General features: G+C 55.1%; 16 protein-coding genes and 1 pseudogene. 12 read left to right on the top strand and 5 right to left on the bottom strand.

Features of this window, described 5'->3' with window-relative positions; translation table 11 throughout:
- Positions 1-263: 263 nt before the first annotated feature.
- The 5 genes from BJQ17_RS25410 to BJQ17_RS32670 are packed head-to-tail and all read left to right on the top strand — an operon-like array spanning position 264 to position 6,037.
- Complete coding sequence (locus BJQ17_RS25410; protein ID WP_003250571.1) at positions 264-572, top strand: putative quinol monooxygenase; 309 nt, start codon at positions 264-266, stop codon at positions 570-572.
- Complete coding sequence (locus BJQ17_RS32675; RefSeq protein ID WP_003250574.1) at positions 562-852, top strand: LysR family transcriptional regulator; 291 nt, start codon at positions 562-564, stop codon at positions 850-852. Before BJQ17_RS25410 ends, BJQ17_RS32675 begins: the two co-directional genes overlap by 11 nt.
- Before the next feature lie 44 nt (positions 853-896).
- Complete coding sequence (locus tag BJQ17_RS25400; protein ID WP_375731042.1) at positions 897-4,076, top strand: efflux RND transporter permease subunit; 3,180 nt, start codon at positions 897-899, stop codon at positions 4,074-4,076.
- Between the two features lies 1 nt (position 4,077).
- Positions 4,078-5,241 carry an efflux RND transporter periplasmic adaptor subunit gene (locus BJQ17_RS25395; RefSeq protein WP_003250578.1) on the top strand — a complete coding sequence of 388 codons (1,164 nt, stop codon included), beginning with the start codon at positions 4,078-4,080 and terminating at the stop codon, positions 5,239-5,241.
- Between the two features lie 52 nt (positions 5,242-5,293).
- The gene (locus tag BJQ17_RS32670) at positions 5,294-6,037 is read left to right on the top strand and encodes an NADPH-dependent F420 reductase (protein ID WP_003250579.1); all 744 of its coding nucleotides are present in this window, start codon (positions 5,294-5,296) and stop codon (positions 6,035-6,037) included.
- Positions 6,038-6,047: 10 nt separating this feature from the next.
- Here the strand turns inward: BJQ17_RS32670 and BJQ17_RS32295 are convergent, their stop codons facing one another.
- The 3 genes and pseudogenes from BJQ17_RS32295 to BJQ17_RS25380 form a co-directional block, all read right to left on the bottom strand.
- Complete coding sequence (locus tag BJQ17_RS32295; protein ID WP_232099884.1) at positions 6,048-6,440, bottom strand: hypothetical protein; 393 nt, start codon at positions 6,438-6,440, stop codon at positions 6,048-6,050.
- A gap of 51 nt (positions 6,441-6,491) precedes the next feature.
- Positions 6,492-6,713, bottom strand: a pseudogene (locus BJQ17_RS32290) (YkgJ family cysteine cluster protein); the annotation flags it as partial.
- A gap of 280 nt (positions 6,714-6,993) precedes the next feature.
- A complete protein-coding gene (locus BJQ17_RS25380) occupies positions 6,994-7,887 on the bottom strand; it encodes a LysR family transcriptional regulator (RefSeq protein WP_070096814.1) in 894 nt (297 codons plus the stop codon).
- A 126-nt stretch (positions 7,888-8,013) separates the two neighbouring features.
- Between BJQ17_RS25380 and BJQ17_RS25375 the strand changes: the two genes are divergently transcribed.
- Genes BJQ17_RS25375 through BJQ17_RS25355 form a run of 5 tightly spaced genes read left to right on the top strand, consistent with a single transcriptional unit; the run spans position 8,014 to position 13,451 of the window.
- Positions 8,014-8,544 (top strand): cupin domain-containing protein, encoded by a 531-nt coding sequence (locus BJQ17_RS25375; RefSeq protein ID WP_307572395.1) that lies wholly within the window; start codon positions 8,014-8,016, stop codon positions 8,542-8,544.
- 52 nt (positions 8,545-8,596) lie between these two features.
- Positions 8,597-9,265, top strand: coding sequence for a (2Fe-2S)-binding protein (locus BJQ17_RS25370; protein WP_003250586.1), 669 nt, complete (start codon positions 8,597-8,599; stop codon positions 9,263-9,265).
- Positions 9,265-10,248, top strand: a complete 984-nt coding sequence (locus tag BJQ17_RS25365) for a xanthine dehydrogenase family protein subunit M (protein ID WP_070096813.1) — start codon at positions 9,265-9,267, stop codon at positions 10,246-10,248. The genes BJQ17_RS25370 and BJQ17_RS25365 overlap by 1 nt, the downstream gene beginning before the upstream one ends.
- Before the next feature lie 13 nt (positions 10,249-10,261).
- A complete protein-coding gene (locus BJQ17_RS25360) occupies positions 10,262-12,472 on the top strand; it encodes a xanthine dehydrogenase family protein molybdopterin-binding subunit (protein ID WP_003250593.1) in 2,211 nt (736 codons plus the stop codon).
- A 10-nt stretch (positions 12,473-12,482) separates the two neighbouring features.
- Positions 12,483-13,451: an XdhC family protein gene (locus tag BJQ17_RS25355; protein ID WP_003250595.1), complete on the top strand. Its 969-nt coding sequence runs from the start codon at positions 12,483-12,485 to the stop codon at positions 13,449-13,451.
- A 3-nt stretch (positions 13,452-13,454) separates the two neighbouring features.
- Here BJQ17_RS25355 and BJQ17_RS25350 read toward each other — a convergent pair whose 3' ends face one another.
- Positions 13,455-14,237 carry a carboxymuconolactone decarboxylase family protein gene (locus BJQ17_RS25350; protein WP_003250596.1) on the bottom strand — a complete coding sequence of 261 codons (783 nt, stop codon included), beginning with the start codon at positions 14,235-14,237 and terminating at the stop codon, positions 13,455-13,457.
- 77 nt (positions 14,238-14,314) lie between these two features.
- Positions 14,315-15,373 (bottom strand): NAD(P)-dependent alcohol dehydrogenase, encoded by a 1,059-nt coding sequence (locus tag BJQ17_RS25345; RefSeq protein WP_033725566.1) that lies wholly within the window; start codon positions 15,371-15,373, stop codon positions 14,315-14,317.
- A gap of 175 nt (positions 15,374-15,548) precedes the next feature.
- Here BJQ17_RS25345 and BJQ17_RS25340 point away from each other — a divergent pair, with 175 nt between their 5' ends.
- Together BJQ17_RS25340 and BJQ17_RS25335 are read left to right on the top strand one after the other, a co-directional pair.
- Positions 15,549-16,454 (top strand): LysR family transcriptional regulator, encoded by a 906-nt coding sequence (locus BJQ17_RS25340; RefSeq protein ID WP_070096812.1) that lies wholly within the window; start codon positions 15,549-15,551, stop codon positions 16,452-16,454.
- A 94-nt stretch (positions 16,455-16,548) separates the two neighbouring features.
- On the top strand, positions 16,549-17,556 hold the full coding sequence (locus BJQ17_RS25335; RefSeq protein WP_003250602.1) for an aldo/keto reductase: 1,008 nt from the start codon (positions 16,549-16,551) through the stop codon (positions 17,554-17,556).
- The last annotated feature ends 58 nt before the right edge of the window (positions 17,557-17,614 follow it).

The following is a 17,614-nucleotide window of genomic DNA, read 5'->3' as shown; positions in this document are numbered from 1 at the left end:
CGCGTGGCGTGTGGTGACCAAGTTGTAGGCGCGTCCATTTTTTAGACCAATCGCTGCTTTGTGCGGCCCTTGACGTGCTTGCTCAAACCCACCAATCTTTTCAAATTGTATCCCCCTCTCTGCTCACGTAGCTGTAGGCCAGGAAAATCGCTGGTTTTGCGCTATTGATGAACCAGCCTCATAGGCATATTTCGTTTCCGCGTGGTAGTCGCTCCCCTAGTCCAGGGCTAGATTCGCGCTATCTCACAAAGCGGGGTCGAGCTATGGCCATCGAATGCGTCAACACCATCGAAATCCAGTTGCCAGAATGCCGTAGTGACGTTTTTGCTGAGTACGCTCAGGAACATGTCCTGCGTCTCCAGAGATCTCCTGGTTGCCATGACTATGTGCTCGCCCGGAGCTCTCAAGACGAGCATCGCTGGTGGCTCAACGGCTATTGGGAAAGTAAGGCGTTGATGGAGAGCTCATTTGACGGCGAGGCAATGGCCGAGCTTCTCGATGACCTGATTCAGAACGGCGCCACTCTCAGCTTCGGGAGTTTCACTCCGATGGCCAAAGCTCATGGTCGTTGATGCCGATTTGCTACATGACATAGACCTCAACAATCTCCTGGCTTTTTGGTTGGTTTGTCACGAGCACAGTGTGAGCCGCGCAGCTGAACGGCTTAAGGTCACTCAGCCAGCGGTGAGTAATACCTTAGCGAAGTTGCGTGTCTACTTCGGTGATCCGCTGTTTGTTCGAGAGCACAACGCTCTCATCCCCACGAGGCGAGCCCAATCCATTGCGGACGAGCTCACCCTGGCGTTCAGGCATATCCAACGGGCCTTAGGGCATTGTCAGCCAAGCAGCTGATACGACTTCAACTTTAGCTCAATAAGAAATCGGAGCCGTCAGTGCTGATACGTACCGTGATGGTGGCCTTGCGTCGCCCCTATACATTTGTCGTTATGGCGTTGCTGGTACTCATTATCGGCCCGCTAACTGCTTCGCGAACGGCAACGGATATCTTTCCGGAGATTCGAATCCCTGTTATTGCCGTAGCGTGGCAGTACACTGGTTTGCCCCCTGATCAAATGGCTGGGCGTATCTCAACAGTCTTTCAGCGCTTACTTACGGCGTCCGTCAACGATATCGAGCACATTGAGTCCAACACCTATCCAGGTGTTGGCGTTGTTAAGATTTTCTTCCAACCAGGCGTCGACATTGCGGTAGCGAATGCCCAGATTACTGCTGCATCGCAGGTCGCGCTTCGGCAGATGCCGGCTGGTATCCAGCCTCCAGTAATCCTCAACTACAACGCCGCTACTGTGCCAATCCTGCAGTTGGCTCTTTCAGGTGAGGGGCTGTCGGAGCAGCAGCTCTTCGACCTCGGCATGAATACTGTCCGTACCCCGTTGATCACAGTGCCTGGCGTGGTTATGCCGCTTCCATACGGTGGCAAGCAGCGTCAGGTGCAGATCGACGTCAACCCAGAAGCGCTTCAGGCACGAGGCTTATCAGCTCAGGACGTTTCTGCTGCTCTCGCTGCCCACAATATTCTGGTACCTATCGGTACTCAGAAAATCGGTGAGCTGGAATACACAATGCAGCTCAATGGCGCTCCTTCAGCCATTGATGAGCTGGGCATGCTGCCGGTTAAGGTCGTTAACGGCAGTACCATCTATCTGCGAGATGTTGCTGATGTGCACGATGGTAATGCACCGCAGACCAACATCGTGCACGTCGACGGAAGTCGTTCGGTGCTGATGTCGGTGCTCAAAAATGGCTCGGCTTCGACCTTGGCCATCGTTGACGGCATACGCCAACAGATTGAAACCCTCAAGCCAGGTTGGCCAGAGGCGTTGAATGTTCAGCCTATCAATGATCAGTCCCTGTTCGTGCGCGCAGCAATCAAAGGGGTCGTTCTAGAGGGCGCTATTGCGGCCGCACTCACCAGTGTGATGATTCTGCTGTTCCTCGGGAGCTGGCGTTCCACTGTAATTATCGCGGTATCGATTCCTCTAGCCATATTGGGATCGCTCACCATCCTCGCTGCTTTAGGCGAGACACTCAACTTGATGACCTTGGGCGGCTTAGCGTTGGCCATCGGTATTCTGGTGGACGACGCAACGGTTACCATCGAGAACGTGAACTGGCATCTCGAGCAGGGTAAGGATGTCGAGACTTCGATCCTTGATGGTGCTCGTCAAATCGTCACTCCTGCCTTTGTCTCACTCCTTTGTATCTGTATTGCCTTTGTCCCGATGTTCTTTTTGGAGGGGGTATCACGGTACCTGTTTGTGCCGATGGCAGAGGCAGTAATCTTTGCCATGATCTGCTCGTTTATCCTGTCTCGGACGCTCGTTCCGACCATGGCCAAGTACCTACTCAAACCGCACCAGGCGCACGGTAAACCTCAAAGCCCGTCGCGCAATCCATTGGTTCGATTTCAGAGGGGCTTCGAAGTCCGGTTTGAACGGCTTCGTCAGCGCTATCAAAGTGTGCTTGAAGCAGCCCTGCGTCGGCGAAAGGCTTTCCTTTTGGGCTTCATGGCAGTCGTCATGTTGTCGTTCGGCTTAGTCCCCTTCATTGGCAGCAACTTCTTTCCATCGGTGGACTCTGGCCAGGTGCTGATGCACGTCAGAGTGCCGGTAGGTACTCGAGTAGAGGAAACCGCGTCCCGTTTCGCTGAGATCGAAGAGGCTATTCGCAGCGTCATTCCAGCTGAAGAAATTACTACCTTGGTGGACAACATTGGCCTGCCGCCTAGCAACATCAACCTGACGTACAACAACACGGGTGTTATGGGCTCTCAGGATGGCGACTTTCAGATTGCTTTGCGTCCTGGCCATCAGCCTACTGAGGACTACGTGAGAAAGCTCAGGGAGGTTTTGCCTGAACGCTTCCCGGACAGCACGTTCTCGTTCCCTCCAGCGGATATCGTCAGCCAGATCCTAAACTTTGGTGCCCCTGCGCCAATCGACATCCAAATACGGGGTAACAATGTGGATGCGAATTTCGAGTACGCCCAGCATTTGCTGAAGAAAATTCGGACGGTGCCCGGTTTGGCTGATGCGAGAATCCTGCAGTCCAACAAGGCGCCTGTCTTCAATGTCAATCTGGATCGTACTCAAGCTCAATTGCTCGATCTGACCACCCGTGACGTTACAAACAGCTTAGTGGTAAACCTGGCCGGAAGTAGCCAAGTGGCACCTACCTACTGGTTGAATCCAGCGAATGGTGTGAGCTATCCAATTGTGCTTCAAACCCCTCAGCCAAGATTGGACTCGTTATCTGCCCTTGCAAATCTGCCGGTCGGAAATGGAAGCTCTGCGAATATCACCACCTTGGGTGCTGTGGCTGACTTTGAGCGAACAACCGGTAGCGGGATGGTTAGCCAGTACAACGTGCAGCCCATGGTGCAGATCCACGCGGCGACCCAGGATCGCGACCTCGGAGCGGTTGCCAAGGACATTCGCAGGATCATTTCAGAGATGTCTGGGGAGGTGCCTCGCGGAAGCACCGTCAATTTGATGGGGCAGGTGCAGACCATGGATCGAGCATTCTCCGGGCTGCTGTTCGGTCTGCTTGGTGCAGTCGTACTCATTTATCTGCTGATCGTTATCAACTTCCAGTCGTGGCTCGATCCAGCGGTGATCGTGTCAGGATTGTCTGCGGCACTCGCAGGGATTGTTTGGATGCTCTTCGCGACAGGCACCACGCTTTCTGTCCCAGCGCTCACTGGCGCGATCATGTGCATGGGCGTTGCTACGGCGAACAGTGTGCTGGTCATCAGTTTTGCTCGTGAGCGTTTGGAGGAATTAAAAGACGCAACGGCTGCCGCGTTGGAGGCAGGCATAGCCCGACTCCGGCCCGTGCTGATGACTGCTTTGGCAATGATTTTAGGCATGCTTCCCATGGCGCTGGGCATGGGGGAGGGCGGTGAGCAAAACGCCCCCCTTGGTCGCGCAGTGATCGGCGGGTTGTTGTTTGCGACTGTTGCGACCCTGTTATTCGTACCTGTGCTGTTCAGCCTGGTTCACCGCCACGATTTCCGTACTGCATCCCAGCAGAACCTCGTTCCTGGAGCGATTTGATATGACTGTTAAAGCGACTGCAAATACCAGTGGATTTGGCCGCACCCTATTCATTTTGGGTGTGGTCGCGACTTTCGGAGCTATCGTCGCATTTGGGCTCATGAGTCGCCATGCCCAGGCCGAAAAGCTTGGTCAAGAGTCTGAGCGTAAACGGATTGCGACTGTTTCTCTTGTCGCACCTAGCGTGGTGACGCCTGCCACTCTTCTGCTTCCAGGGCGAATCGAAGCTTGGTCACGTGCACCGCTTTATGCACGAGTGAGTGGCTACCTGAAACGCTGGAACAAGGACATTGGATCGCCCGTCAAGGCGGGAGAGCTCTTGGGAGAGATTGATGCGCCTGATCTTGATCAGCAACTGCGTCAGGCTCGAGCCCAGCTCGTAACTGCTCGAAGTGAAATGACTTTGGCCAGCTCCACCGCAAAACGCTGGCAGGAACTCAGCGGAAGCCAGGCAGTTTCACGCCAGGAGGTCGAGGAGCGCCTGGGTGATTTGGCAAGTAAGCGATCTCAAGTCAACGAAGCTCAGGCCAATGTGGATCGGCTCCAGGCCCTACAGGGCTATACGCGGATCACCGCTCCGTTCGATGGCGTGGTGACTGCGCGCAATACGGATGTGGGGGCGTTGATCAACGTTGGCATGACAGCGGGTAGCGAGCTGTTTGTGGTTTCTGACGTCAGCCGGCTTCGTGTCTACGTGAGCGTTCCTCAGCGTCAGCTTGCCTGGGTACAAGCTGGAGCCCATGCCAAGCTTCGAGTGCCTGAGCAACCCGGAAAGACATTCGATGCGACTGTGCAGTCCTTGTCCAGAGCAGTTGATGTAGGAACAGGCGCCATGCTGGTACAGCTAAGTGTGAACAACTCTGAAGGTCATTTGCTGCCAGGTTCCTTCGCGACCGTTCAGTTCGAAGGCAGCCTTGCACCTTCTACCGTTAGCTTGCCACCGAGCGCTTTGATCGTAGGTAAGAGCGGAATGCAGATAGCAACAGTCGACGGGGATGGAATCGTGCAATTGAAGAAGGTTTCAGTGAACCGCGACCACGGCACCTACTTGGAGTTTGCTGATGGGATTAGTCTAGCTGACCAAGTAATTTCGAATCCTCCAGATGGTCTGAGTACCGGTGACCAAGTACGCATAGCCCAAATAGATCCGTCGATCAAAAAATAGATCAGCGACAGTGGAACTCCCATTGTCAGTAGGATCCCAAATCCACTCAATTATGTTTAGCGAGGAGAAGATAATGATTATAACGAGACGCACAGCATTGATGACAATGACAGTTTTTGCAGCAGTTCCAAGTCTTGGGTTTGGGGGCGGAAAAAGTGAGGGCCCCAAGAAGCCCTTGCGAATTGGAGTGATCGGTGCAGGTTGGCTGGGTGGGACGGTCGGACGATGCTGGGTGAAAGCAGGACATGAAGTGTTTTTCTCCACCCGCCACCCTGAAGACCTACAGCCGTGGGTAAAGCCGTTGGGCCCCCGCGCCTCATTCGGCATGCCCAAGGAGGCTGCGGAGTTTGGAGAAATTTTGCTGTTAGCTGTACCCTACGACACAATATCAGATTTGGTTAAGAGCATGCGTGGGCAATTACAGGGTAAGGTTTTGCTAGATGCGTGTAATCCATCTGCATCTAATCGGAGCGAAATTGCGCGAGAGGCGATGGCGAATGGTGTGGCGATCACCACTGCGAAGTATTTCCCGGGCGCGAGCGTTGTGCGCGCTTTTAGTGCAGTGGATGCAAGCTCTGTAGAGGCCTCATTTGAAGGGAGAGGGCCAACACTTGGTGTTCCTATCGCAGGTGATGACGCAAGCGCCCTGCAGGTGGCCACACAGCTGGTTCGCGATGCCGGGTGTGCACCCGTAGTGGTCGGAGGCTTGGCTCAAGCAGTTGCCTTCCAGCGAGGTGGGCCTGGATTCCGTGCCAACACCTCTGAGGCGAAGTTACGCGACCTTTTGGGCCTGTAAACGCAGGCATTTATAGCTGATGGAATATGAAATCGGCGCTGTCGGCCTTTTCCAAAGTAAATGAGCGATGCTCGAGCACTTCTTGCAACTCGACATCCTCTGCTTTGATTCGCCATGACGGCTCTGTTGAGCCCTGTTCACCCAGACTATCAATGGCGGCCAACATAGTCTCAACTTTGGGCATGTAGATGGTAAAGCCGTTTCCTTTCCATGCCGCCACTGTCAATCCTAGTGCTTCGCATATCTCAACCTTGCGCTGTGCATCGTCTCGATCCGCCTGGCGTGACTGCAAAATCTGATTTGTCAGTTCCTGATCAGATCCCAGCAGATTTCCTTGATCCCAGCTCTCAGGTGGGCAGTCTTTTGAAAGCGGTGAGAGTGGAATGAACGGGTTGATCTCCATAGGGTAGATGCGGCAGACCAGAGGCCGTTCGGAATAGATCGAGCATAGTTCGTCAGCCCCGAGGTTGGGACATTGAGGAATCACGTTGCCCGCGAAGATTGCTATGACTTGCAGTGGGCCCGCCCCACATTGCACAGTAGCTGACCGCAATTTGTGGTAGCCGAATTCAGGTGCCCCGCAGAGCCAGGCTGACTGATCGAACGCCTCCAGCAACACGGCAACGGAATGCCCACGGCGGAGCCATGAAACCGTTTCGCTTAGGGTCAGGGGCACAAACCGGCCACGGCAACAAGCGCCGCATCCCACGCAGGCGAAGCGGGTATTGTTAGCCTGATTATTAGATGGAGTCACTGCACACTCACACTCAGTTGCACCGGATTCGCAGATCAAGGTGCGTACTATTGCTTGGTGCTGCTCTGACTACACGCAGCAGTCAGGAGCAACACTTCCTATAAACGAGCCCGCAAATTCGGATCGTCGATGATAGGGTGTATCGCAACAGACGATTAGTACGAAGACCTTGATAGGCCTTATGAGCGTCGCTCATTAGTTCCTAGGCTCGGTACCGGAGCTCTTCTAACAGCAATGCAAAGGCAGGGGAGGCCTGGCGTCGTCTTGGGTAATACAGATGAAAACCAGGGTAGCTTGGGCTCCAGTCTTCAAGAACGTGAATCAACCGGCCTTCTGCAATGTGAGGGGCAGCGAGTTCGGCTGGGACGTAGCTCAACCCAAATCCATCAAGTGCTGCTTCTACCAGTTGGTAAACACCGTTATAGGTGATCTGCCCCGACACCCGGACATTCATCGACTCCTGGTCTTTTTGGAATTCCCAAGCATATAGGCCGCCATTCACTGGTAGACGCAAGTTGTTACATTTATGGTTTACCAAATCGCGTGGTGTTTGAGGAATTGGACGATCCGTGAAGTATGCCGATGAGCCCACCACCGACATGCAGGTGTCCGGGCCGATACGTGTAGCGATCATCCCCTCAGCCACGTCCTCGCCCAAACGTACTCCAGCGTCAAATCCATGGGCGGCAATATCTACGAAGCTGTAGTCGCAGCACACCTCCACGGAAATGTCAGGGTAGTTTGGCAGAAACCGTTTCAAGGCCGGTCGCAGGATCAGCTCCAGCGAGAAATCCATGGCGTTGATTCGAATTGTTCCCGCCGGCTTGTCGCGCAGATCACTCAGCTGAGCGAGCTCATGCTCAATCTCATCGAAGCGCGGCCCAACGCGTTCCATCAAGCGTTCACCTGCTTCCGTAGGAGAAACACTGCGGGTTGTGCGAGTCAGCAGGCGCAGTCCTAACCGCGCCTCCAGACCACGAATCGTGTGGCTTAGAGCAGATTGGGAGACACCAAGTTTCGCAGCAGCTTTGGTAAAGCTGCGCTCTCTAGCAACTGCTAAAAAGGCCAGCAGGTCGTTGGCATTTTCCCGGAGCATTGATGAGACCAGTTCATGAGGTTATGTGGATTCTAGCTACTAATCACTTGAAGTGGTTACCGCTACATTTAAGTGTCTCTCTATGGTGATTCAATTCAATAGGCCTTCTTCCTTTGAGGACTCCCTATGCTTGAAACCATTTCCTACACCCGACCATACGCATCCAGCAGGTTGGAACTCGCTGCTCGTTTCCCGTTGGCTCATGCATTACTACTGCTTCTTGCGATTAATGCCAGTGCTGATGAGCTACCGGTTGTTACGGTCTCCCCTGCAGGCGCACAGCCATCCACAGCAGGCTCTCCCGATTCTTTCACTGGTAGCGCTCGTATTGATGGCCGATTTCAAGGGGCCGGCGGCGCACGGATCAGTGGAGGAACCGTGACATTTGAACCGGGAGCCCGTACCGCTTGGCATACCCACCCATTGGGGCAGACTTTGATTGTCACGAGCGGTGTTGGCCTGGTGCAACAGCAGGGTCATGCGATTCAGGTTATACGCCCCGGCGATACGGTGTGGATCCCACCCCGTGTCAAGCACTGGCATGGGGCGACAGCCACGACAGGCATGAGTCACGTCGCAATTGCCGAGTTGAAAGACGGCAGCGCTGTTCAGTGGCTGGAGCATGTGTCCAACGAAGACTATGCCAAAGCCCCATGACTTTCTTGGCGTCGTGATGACCGCATCGACGCACGTTCAAAGGTGAATCCTGATGACCGATACCAAAAGCTCAGATAAATCCGATAGAGAAGTGGTAACAGGCGTCGCTCCATCACGGCGTAATTTTTTAAAGTTCGGCGTCTCTGGAATCGCTGCCGCCACGGTATCAACTTGGATACCTGAAAGTGTAATTGCGTCACAGGCAGCTCCCGTCGTTGATGACGGGGAAGCGCCCAAGGTCGGTGAACAGCGTGTTCAACTGACAGTGAACGGCAAGCTCCACAAGCTTAACGTCCCTGCGAACGCCATCCTGCTGGACGTGCTACGTGATCGTCTGCAGCTCACCGGTACCAAGAAAGGTTGTGACCATGGCCAGTGCGGCGCATGCACTGTCATGGTCAATGGAGTGGCAATCAACTCGTGCCTCTCGATTGCGCTGCAGCATGACAGCGACAAGATCACGACCATTGAAGGACTGGCTCAGGGAGACGTTCTTCACCCTGTACAGGAAGCCTTCTGGGAGCATGACGCGTACCAGTGTGGCTACTGCACATCGGGACAAATTATGAGTGCGGTCGCGATTCTCAAGGATCCTGCTATCGGTACTGATGATGCCAGCGTGAAGGAAGCCATGAGCGGCAATATTTGTCGGTGTGGCGCCTACAAAAATATCTTGGCGGCGATTCAATCTGCTCGAGGAAAAATGGAAGGGACGGTCTAATGCGAACTTTCGATTATTCCCGCACCCAGTCGACTGCCCAAGCCGTAAATACCCACGCTGCCCCAGGGCAGTCGTTTTATCTGGCAGGCGGCACTACGCTCCTGGATCTGGTCAAACTGGATGTAATGCAACCTGAGCGCTTGGTTGATATCAACCATCTTTCGCTCAAGCAAATTGAGAGGCTTGCTGATGGACGCGTTCGTATCGGCGCCTTGGTCACCAACACTGCTTTGGCAAGTGATCCTCTGATTCAAGAGCAGTACGCTGTACTTTCCCAAGCCATCCTGGCAGGTGCATCGACCCAACTGCGAAACAAGGCAACCACGGCAGGCAACGTGATGCAGCAAGTGCGCTGCAATTACTTCCGTGATGGGGTTTCACCCTGCAACAAACGTCAGCCAGGCTCAGGTTGTTCGGCTATCGGTGGCCACAACCGTAGCGTTCATGCGGTGCTGGGTACAAGCGATCAATGTATCGCCACGCACCCCTCCGACATGTGCGTAGCCATGGTCGCCATTGGTGCGAAGGTCACAGTGCAAGGCCCCAACGGTGTTCGAGAAATCCCGTTTGCTGATTTCCATTTGCTGCCTGGCACTACGCCTTGGCTTGAACACGCGCTTCAACCTCACGAACTCATCACCCATGTGACTCTGGATGCGCCTATGAAGGATAGTCGCTCCGCCTACCTTAAGCTGCGTGACCGAGACTCCTATCAGTTCGCGCTTGCATCAAGTGCAGTCATCTTGGTGATGGATGGTCAGCGCATTACCGATGCACGAATTGCCTTAGGTGGTGTTGGTACGAAGCCCTGGCGGGCCCTTGAGGCGGAGCGGGTATTGATAGGACAGAAAGCCGATCTGAGCTTGTTCACCCGTGTAGGGGAGCAGGCAATGCAGGGGGCCAAACCCTACGAACACAATGCTTTCAAGATCCCGCTCGGCCAGCAGGTCGTGACTCGTAACCTTCGTGATCTGTCTGCATAGGAGCCCTGACGTTATGAGCCAATCCATTATCGGCACGTCTTCTAAACGCATTGATGGCCGGCAAAAGGTTACAGGCGCTGCACGTTATGCGGCTGACCATCCCATGCCGAATCTGGCCTACGCCTATGGTGTATACAGCACGATAGCGAATGGTCGCGTCGTTGCCATCGACGATAAGCAAGCCCGGACGATGCCTGGCGTGGTCGCCGTGCTGCACCACGGTAACTTCCCCACGCTACACCGAACACCCAATGTGCCGATGACCTTCAATGATATTCTCAATGCCGCGAAGGTCGATGAGCGTCGGCTTCCTTTCGAGGATGACAAGGTGTCTTATCCAGGACAGTTCGTTGCACTGGTTGTGGCTAACACCTTCGAGGAGGCTCGTGCGGCAGCGTTGAGGGTCAAAGTCACCTATGAACAGACTCCGGCAATTACGAGTCTTGCGGATGCTCTCAAGCAAAAAGGGGCACGTGAAGGAGGTCGTGGTCACAGCCGTGGGAATCCGGACGCTGCCTGGGAGACGGCAGTTACACGTTTCGACCAGACGTACACCACACCTGTAGAGACTCATAGTCCCATGGAGATGCATGCCACCACGGCATACTGGCGTGATGGAAAACTGTACGTCTACGAAGGCACGCAAGGGGTGGTGAATCACCGAAACGTGCTCGCCAACGTCTTTGGTCTTTCGCCTGACCGAGTTGAGGTTCATGCGCCTTTCATTGGCTCAGGGTTTGGCAGCAAACTTTGGCCTTGGCCCCATTCAATAGCGGCTTGTGCAGCGTCTCAAGTGGTTAAGCGCCCGGTGCAGTTGATGTTGCCTCGAGCTCAGATGTTCACCACAACTGGCCATCGCCCAGAGACGATTCAACGTGTTCGTTTGGCCACTGATGGCAGTGGAAAGCTCGTCTCGATTCGTCATGAGTCCTTCAACAGCACTTCAACGACGGATGCCTATACCGAGGCCTGCGGCGGGGTGACTCGCAGTCTCTATTCTTGCGCCAATGTGCTAGTCAATCATAAGAACAGCCCGCTCAACCGAGGCACGCCAACGTCGATGCGAGCGCCTGGTGCAGCACCTGGTCTGTTCGCACTCGAGTCTGCTATAGACGAACTGGCTCTGTTGCGGGGCGTTGACCCTTTAGCATTTCGCAAGATGAACCTGGCAACACGTGATGAAAGCTTGAATCTTGAGTGGTCAAGCAATCATTTACCCGAAGCAATTGATATCGCAGCTGAGCGATTTGGATGGCACTCGCGCAATGCAGCTATCGGGGCCATGCGTGATGGTGATGAGCTGATCGGCTATGGAATGGGCGCCTGCAACTGGGAGGCCTTCCAGGTACCTACAGACGCTCGCGTAATCATCCGCTCTGATGGCAGTGCGTTGGTTCAATGCGGGCAGCAAGACATCGGTACCGGTACGTACACGGTGGTGGCCCAAACCGTTGCTCAGCTGACGGGTTTAACTTTCGACCGCATTGAAGTCGAGTTGGGTAGCTCGACGTTCCCTCCAGGAGCGTTGGCCGGTGGTTCTTGGGCTACTGCCAGCATCCTTCCCGCAATCGCTGGAGCAACACGAGCCGCACTCACCAAGTTGCGTCAGTATGCAGTGATGGAGGATGGGCTGTTGGCCGGTGCTGATGTTGAAGCGTTAAAAGTCGAGGAGGGCAGCCTCGTAATTGGCGATAAGCGAGTTAGCTTCGCCGATGTGTTACGTCATCAGCGTATTGGTCGCGCCGAGGGTAGCTATCAGAGCGGCGCCAAAGGTGGTGATTTTTCATATCGCTCTTTCGGTGTCCACTTTGTTGAAGTGCGTTGGGATCCGGGTATCTCCAGGTTACGGGTAGCTCGAGTTGTCAGTGCTATTGATGTCGGTAAAGTCGTCAATCCGCTGGCCGCAAGGAACCAGGTGGAAGGAGCCATCATCATGGGTCTGGGGATGGCACTCTTTGAGGCATCGGAAAACGATCCTCTCACGGGGTTACCAGTCAACAACAACTACGCGGAATACGTGGTGCCTGTGCACGGAGACCTGCCAGACATCGAGGTCACGCTGCTGGATTACCCCGACTACAACCTGAGTGAGTTTGGAGCTCGGGGGATTGGTGAGATTGGCGTAACGGGCCTTGCGGCAGCAGTGGCTAACGCTGTTTACCACGCTACCGGCAAACGAATTCGTAGCTTACCTATCACCAAGGAAAAGCTGATGACGGTTTGAGGGGTTGTACATGAAGCAGTTAGACCTTCAAGTCATTCAGCAGGCCCGGGCGTGGCTCGCGGAAGGGAGACCGGTCTGGTTCAGTACGGTGCTTTCCACCTACGGTTCTGCGCCCAGAGGCCCAGGGGCTACGCTTGCATGCTTGAGCACTGGCCAGCACCGTGGGTCTCTCTCCGGGGGCTGTGTCGAGGATGATTTCCTGGAGCGCGTGGCCAGTGATTACTTTCGGCCAGTGAGCCAGATCATCCGTTATGGGGATGGGGGCTTGGCTCCCACCTTGGCTTTGCCCTGTGGCGGCGTTCTGGATGTGTTGGTCGAGTTTCTTGAGCCGGGGCGCGACACTGATGAGCACCTTCAAGCCATTGAGTCCGCGCTGGTAGGGCGTCACCTCATCACTCGGCAGGTGCTGTTGGAAACAGGTCTTCGATCCATCCGCAAAGGATGTATGGATGTCCCGCGAATCGAAGTCGGGGTTGAGCGTGTTCATATTCGCGTCGGCGCGGTTCAGCGGCTCTTACTGGCGGGCCTTTCACCCGTTGCGGAGTTCTGCGCGAGCTTTGCGTTGGCGCTCGGCTATGAGGTGATTCTCTGCGATCCGCGAGAGGAGATCCTAGAGGGATTCTCAATGCCAGGCGTAGAGGTGCTCCAGGTCATGCCAGCAGTTTTTATCGCCGATGGGGGGTGCCACTCTGCAACCGCAGTCGTCGCGCTCACTCATGACCCGCGCCTGGATGACCTCACCATGTTAGAGGCTGTGCGAACGTCAGCGTTTTACATCGGGGCTATGGGTTCACATCGCACAAGTGAGAAACGATTGGAACGACTGTCTCGGATTGGTGGCTTAGATGAAGCGAGCTTGCGGAGAATTCATGCGCCTATCGGCCTCAATCTTGGGAGCAAGACCCCGGCTGAAATCGCAATGGCAGTCATCGCCGATATCCTCCGGGTCTCGAATGGTGTGAAGCGAGTCAGCTTGTGAGGCTCACCCATTTTGCTCGCGAGCAGTGAAAACGTCTTTAAACACCGGAACGGCAGACATGGCCTTAGGCCAACCCGCGTAGAAGGCGAGATGAGTGACGACTTCGCCTGCTTGGGTGCGGCTAAGCCCGTTGTCCATGGCGCGGTTGAGGTGGAACGGGAGCTGGGCTGCTTGCCCTTGGGCAATCAAAGCTGCCACTGTGACCAAGCTGCGATCTCTTGGGCTGAGGTTGCTCTGTAGCCACAGGTCTCCGAACAACACGTCATTCGTATACCGAGCCAGGTCTGGTGCGACGCCACCGACACCGGCCTCTACGGCCGCTCGTCGTTTCACCTCGCTCTCTGGATTAAGCGTTATCGGTTCTCCAGCGGGGGGAGCAATCTGCTCAGTAGGTAAGTTTCGCTCGTTGAATATTTGCTTCGCTACGGCGGCTGCCGACATGGCGTTAGGCCAACCAGAATAGAAGGCCAGGTGCGTGATCTCGGCGCTGATTTCGCTAGGCTTGAGGCCATTATCCAGGCCAAGCCGAACATGGCCAGTGAGATGCTGAATTTGACCACTGGCAATGAGGGCAGCCAGGGTGATCAGGCTTCGGTCTCTTGGAGCCAGTTCCTCCCGCTTCCAGACTTCGCCGAACAGAAGGTCGGTTGTGTACTTGTAGAGTTGTGGGGTGACGTCAAGGACATCGGGAGACGGTTTTGGATCTCGACGTGGCTGGGCTTCATCAGCGTCCACTGCAGCAGAGAGAAGAATGGTTGCGAACGTGGTTGCGGTAAGCAGCTTCATCGGACATTCCTATGGGAGAGTCGAAGCGCTCGCGGGCCGTTCGGTGCCGACCCGCGAATTTGATAAGGCGATAACCTTTAGTTCGCTTCTGGGGCTTTCAACGAGCTCATGTCGATGACGAAACGGTAACGCACATCTGCGCGCTCTATTCGGTCGAATGCCTCATTGATCTGATCCATACGAATCATTTCGCATTCTGGGAGGATGTTCTTCTCAGCGCACAGATCGAGCATTTCCTGCGTCTCGCGGATGCCGCCAATTGGAGAGCCGGCAATGCGGCGACGGCCCAAGATCATTGGCACCGTATTTTGTTCTTCCATAGGCCCGACCTGGCCCACCATCACCAGAGTCGCATCAACATCCAGCAGGTTCACGTAGGCGTCCAGAGCGTGCTTGACCGGAACCGTATCGATGATCAAATCGAAGCTGGAAGCGGCTAAGGCCATTTCTTGCGGATTGCTCGACGAGAGCAAGCGCTTGGCACCCAAGGCCAATGCGTCAGCTTCCTTGTCGCGATTTCGGCTGATCACGGTCACATCAGCGCCCATACCTGCAGCCAGTTTTACTGCCATGTGACCCAGGCCGCCGAGGCCGATGACACCGACACGACTGCCAGGAACCACGTTCCAGGTACGCAGAGGCGAATAGGTAGTGATACCTGCGCACAGTAGCGGCGCTACTTTGGAGAGATCGAGACTCTCGGGAACGCGTAGAACGAAATCCTCCCGCACGACCAGGTGCTTCGAGTACCCGCCGAGCGTGTTCTCGCCGGTGACGCGATCCTTACCGTTGTAGGTATTGGTATTGCCTTCACGGCAGAGTTGCTCTTCACCCTTGCGGCACTGGTCACACGTCATGCAGGCGTCAACCATGCAGCCCACTGCTACGGCATCTCCGACTTTGTAGCGGCTAACCTCGCTACCCACGCCGGTCACGCGACCGACAATTTCGTGGCCAGGCAGGGCAGGGTAAACCGTCCAGCCCCAATCATTGCGAGCGGTATGGAGGTCAGAGTGGCAGACGCCACAGTAGAGAACCTCCATTGCCACATCATTGGGCCGCAAGTCACGGCGATTGAAAGTCAGGGGCGCCAGGGGGCTTTGTGGAGACTGTGCTGCGTAGCCGATGGTAATCATTGCCTACCTCGAGATTTAAACAGATGAATCGCTTTTCAAAGGGTAGACACAATTGATCCATGGATTAAGGCGCATAAGCTGAATGGGCTCATGAGTTGAGCTCATCAATCTTTAAGCGACCAGTGCGCATGACACCGGTATCCTGTTGAGATTGAACCTAGCAGCGGAATTACCAATGGCACGTGAAGGCTATGGCGATTTTCAGGCATTTCTAGCGATTGCTCGCGAGCGAAGCTTTACCAGGGCTGCTTCTCAGCTTGGCGTGTCTCAATCAGCGCTGAGCCATACCATTCGCACGTTGGAGGCTCGACTGGGGGTGAGATTGCTGACGCGAACAACGCGGAGCGTTACCCCTACCGAGGCGGGTGAGCAGTTGTTCCAGAAGCTTTCATTGCTCTTCGCGGAGGTTGATGCGGAGATCGCGGAGGTAGTTGAACTGGGAGATATGCCCCGGGGTAGCTTGCGTATTTCCGCAACGGATTACGCGGCAAATGCGGTGTTGTGGCCTCGTCTGAAAGATCTCCTCAACCAGTATCCAGATATCAAAATTGAGATCACCACTGACTACGGTTTGACGGACATCGTGGCGGAGCGCTACGACCTTGGTGTTCGGCTGGGAGATCAGATTGCGCAGGACATGATCGCGGTGCGTATCGGCCCTGATTTGCGGATGGCGATGGTTGCCTCGCCTGACTACTTCAAAGAGCGATCTATGCCGGAGTCACCTAGTGATCTGGGGCAGCACAACTGCATCAACCTCAGACTGCCTACTCATGGCGGTTGCTACCCGTGGGAACTCACCGATGGTGGTAGCGAGGTGCAGGTGAGAGTTAACGGCCAACTGACCTTCAATGGCACCTACCCAATGCTCAACGCTGCCATTGATGGCTGCGGGATCGCCTATCTTCCGGAGGATCTAGTCCGTGAGCATGTGACTGCCGGGCGACTCGTCTGGGTGCTTGAGCAGTGGTTCCCCACATTCCCTGGCCTGCACATCTACTATCCCAGTCGACGGCAGTCGTCCCGAGCGTTGAGTCTGGTAGTGGAGGCGCTTCGTTTCTCAAAAGACGAGGACTCATGAAGTGAATTCATGGCCGTTTCCTTTTTTTGCATCTTACTCATCAGCCCGTCTTGGCCTAGGTTGATAGGGTTATTTAAGCACTGAAGGTTCTGTCATGAATTATCGATATCTGGGCCGCAGCGCCCTCAAGGTGTCTCCACTGTGCCTCGGCGCAATGATGTTTGGCGGGGAGACCGATGAAGCCACCTCTAAACGCATCATCGACAAAGCGGGTGCAGCCGGCGTCAATTTCATAGACACCGCTGATGCCTATCATGCTGGCCGTTCGGAGGAAGTGGTTGGGCGTGCCATTGCTGCGTCCCGAGATAATTGGGTTGTAGCGACTAAGTTTGGTTACCCATCGTCTGCAGATGGCGGCCCCAATCAGCAGGGGCAGTCGCGCAAGTGGATCATCCAGAACGTGGAAGCTAGCTTGAAGCGGTTGGGTAGCGACTTCATCGATATCCTGTACTTCCATCGCGCGCTGACCGATGCACCGATGGAGGAGGGGATGCGTGCGATTGATGACTTGATCCGTCAGGGCAAGATCCGCTACTACGGTGTTTCTAACTTCCACGGTTGGCGGATCGCCGAGATGGTAAGGCTTGCTGACTCGCTTGGCATGCAGCGGCCCACAGTTAGCCAACCTCTGTACAACATCGTGAACCGTGTTGCCGAGGTGGAGCAGCTACCCGTGGCTGGCTATTACGGCATTGGCGTAGTGCCTTACAGCCCTTTGGCCAGGGGAGTGCTTACTGGGAAGTATGCAGTAAATGAAGCGCCTTCAGCAGATAGTCGAGCCGGGCGCGGTGATAAGCGGATTCAGCAGACCGAATGGCGGCCGGAATCTCTGCAGGTAGCTCAAGCAGTCGCCAAACATGCGGTTGAACGTGGAACTACCTCCATTGCTTTCGCTATCGCCTGGGTACTGAGGAACCAATTGATCAGCTCCTCAATCGCAGGGCCGCGAACTGAAAGTCACTGGGATAGCTACATGGATGCCTTGCAGTTGGAGTTGGGGCCGGATGACGAACAACTGGTCAACTCCCTTGTGGTGCCCGGCCATTCCTCAACCCATGGGTTTACCGATCCTGGCTATCCTGTCGAGGGCCGCAAGGTCTGAGAATTGGAGTTTTCCCTTTCAGCCCACGAGCCGGCCCTAAATTTGGGCCGGTTCTTCT

This window comes from Pseudomonas sp. NBRC 111139, from assembly GCF_001753955.1.
Taxonomy (GTDB): Bacteria; Pseudomonadota; Gammaproteobacteria; order Pseudomonadales; family Pseudomonadaceae; genus Aquipseudomonas; species Aquipseudomonas alloputida.
Note: the sequence above shows the minus strand (reverse complement) of the source record. Positions and strands in the feature narration are given on the sequence as shown.

Excerpts from the sequence above, each read along its gene's own strand:
- BJQ17_RS25410 (WP_003250571.1), top strand. The coding sequence starts at position 264 with ATGGCCATCGAATGCGTCAACACCATCGAAATCCAGTTGCCAGAATGC.
- BJQ17_RS32675 (WP_003250574.1), top strand. The coding sequence starts at position 562 with ATGGTCGTTGATGCCGATTTGCTACATGACATAGACCTCAACAATCTC.
- BJQ17_RS25395 (WP_003250578.1), top strand. The coding sequence starts at position 4,078 with ATGACTGTTAAAGCGACTGCAAATACCAGTGGATTTGGCCGCACCCTA.
- BJQ17_RS32670 (WP_003250579.1), top strand. The coding sequence starts at position 5,294 with ATGTTTAGCGAGGAGAAGATAATGATTATAACGAGACGCACAGCATTG.
- BJQ17_RS32295 (WP_232099884.1), bottom strand. The coding sequence starts at position 6,440 with ATGGAGATCAACCCGTTCATTCCACTCTCACCGCTTTCAAAAGACTGC.
- BJQ17_RS25380 (WP_070096814.1), bottom strand. The coding sequence starts at position 7,887 with ATGCTCCGGGAAAATGCCAACGACCTGCTGGCCTTTTTAGCAGTTGCT.
- BJQ17_RS25375 (WP_307572395.1), top strand. The coding sequence starts at position 8,014 with ATGCTTGAAACCATTTCCTACACCCGACCATACGCATCCAGCAGGTTG.
- BJQ17_RS25370 (WP_003250586.1), top strand. The coding sequence starts at position 8,597 with ATGACCGATACCAAAAGCTCAGATAAATCCGATAGAGAAGTGGTAACA.
- BJQ17_RS25365 (WP_070096813.1), top strand. The coding sequence starts at position 9,265 with ATGCGAACTTTCGATTATTCCCGCACCCAGTCGACTGCCCAAGCCGTA.
- BJQ17_RS25360 (WP_003250593.1), top strand. The coding sequence starts at position 10,262 with ATGAGCCAATCCATTATCGGCACGTCTTCTAAACGCATTGATGGCCGG.
- BJQ17_RS25355 (WP_003250595.1), top strand. The coding sequence starts at position 12,483 with ATGAAGCAGTTAGACCTTCAAGTCATTCAGCAGGCCCGGGCGTGGCTC.
- BJQ17_RS25350 (WP_003250596.1), bottom strand. The coding sequence starts at position 14,237 with ATGAAGCTGCTTACCGCAACCACGTTCGCAACCATTCTTCTCTCTGCT.
- BJQ17_RS25345 (WP_033725566.1), bottom strand. The coding sequence starts at position 15,373 with ATGATTACCATCGGCTACGCAGCACAGTCTCCACAAAGCCCCCTGGCG.
- BJQ17_RS25340 (WP_070096812.1), top strand. The coding sequence starts at position 15,549 with ATGGCACGTGAAGGCTATGGCGATTTTCAGGCATTTCTAGCGATTGCT.
- BJQ17_RS25335 (WP_003250602.1), top strand. The coding sequence starts at position 16,549 with ATGAATTATCGATATCTGGGCCGCAGCGCCCTCAAGGTGTCTCCACTG.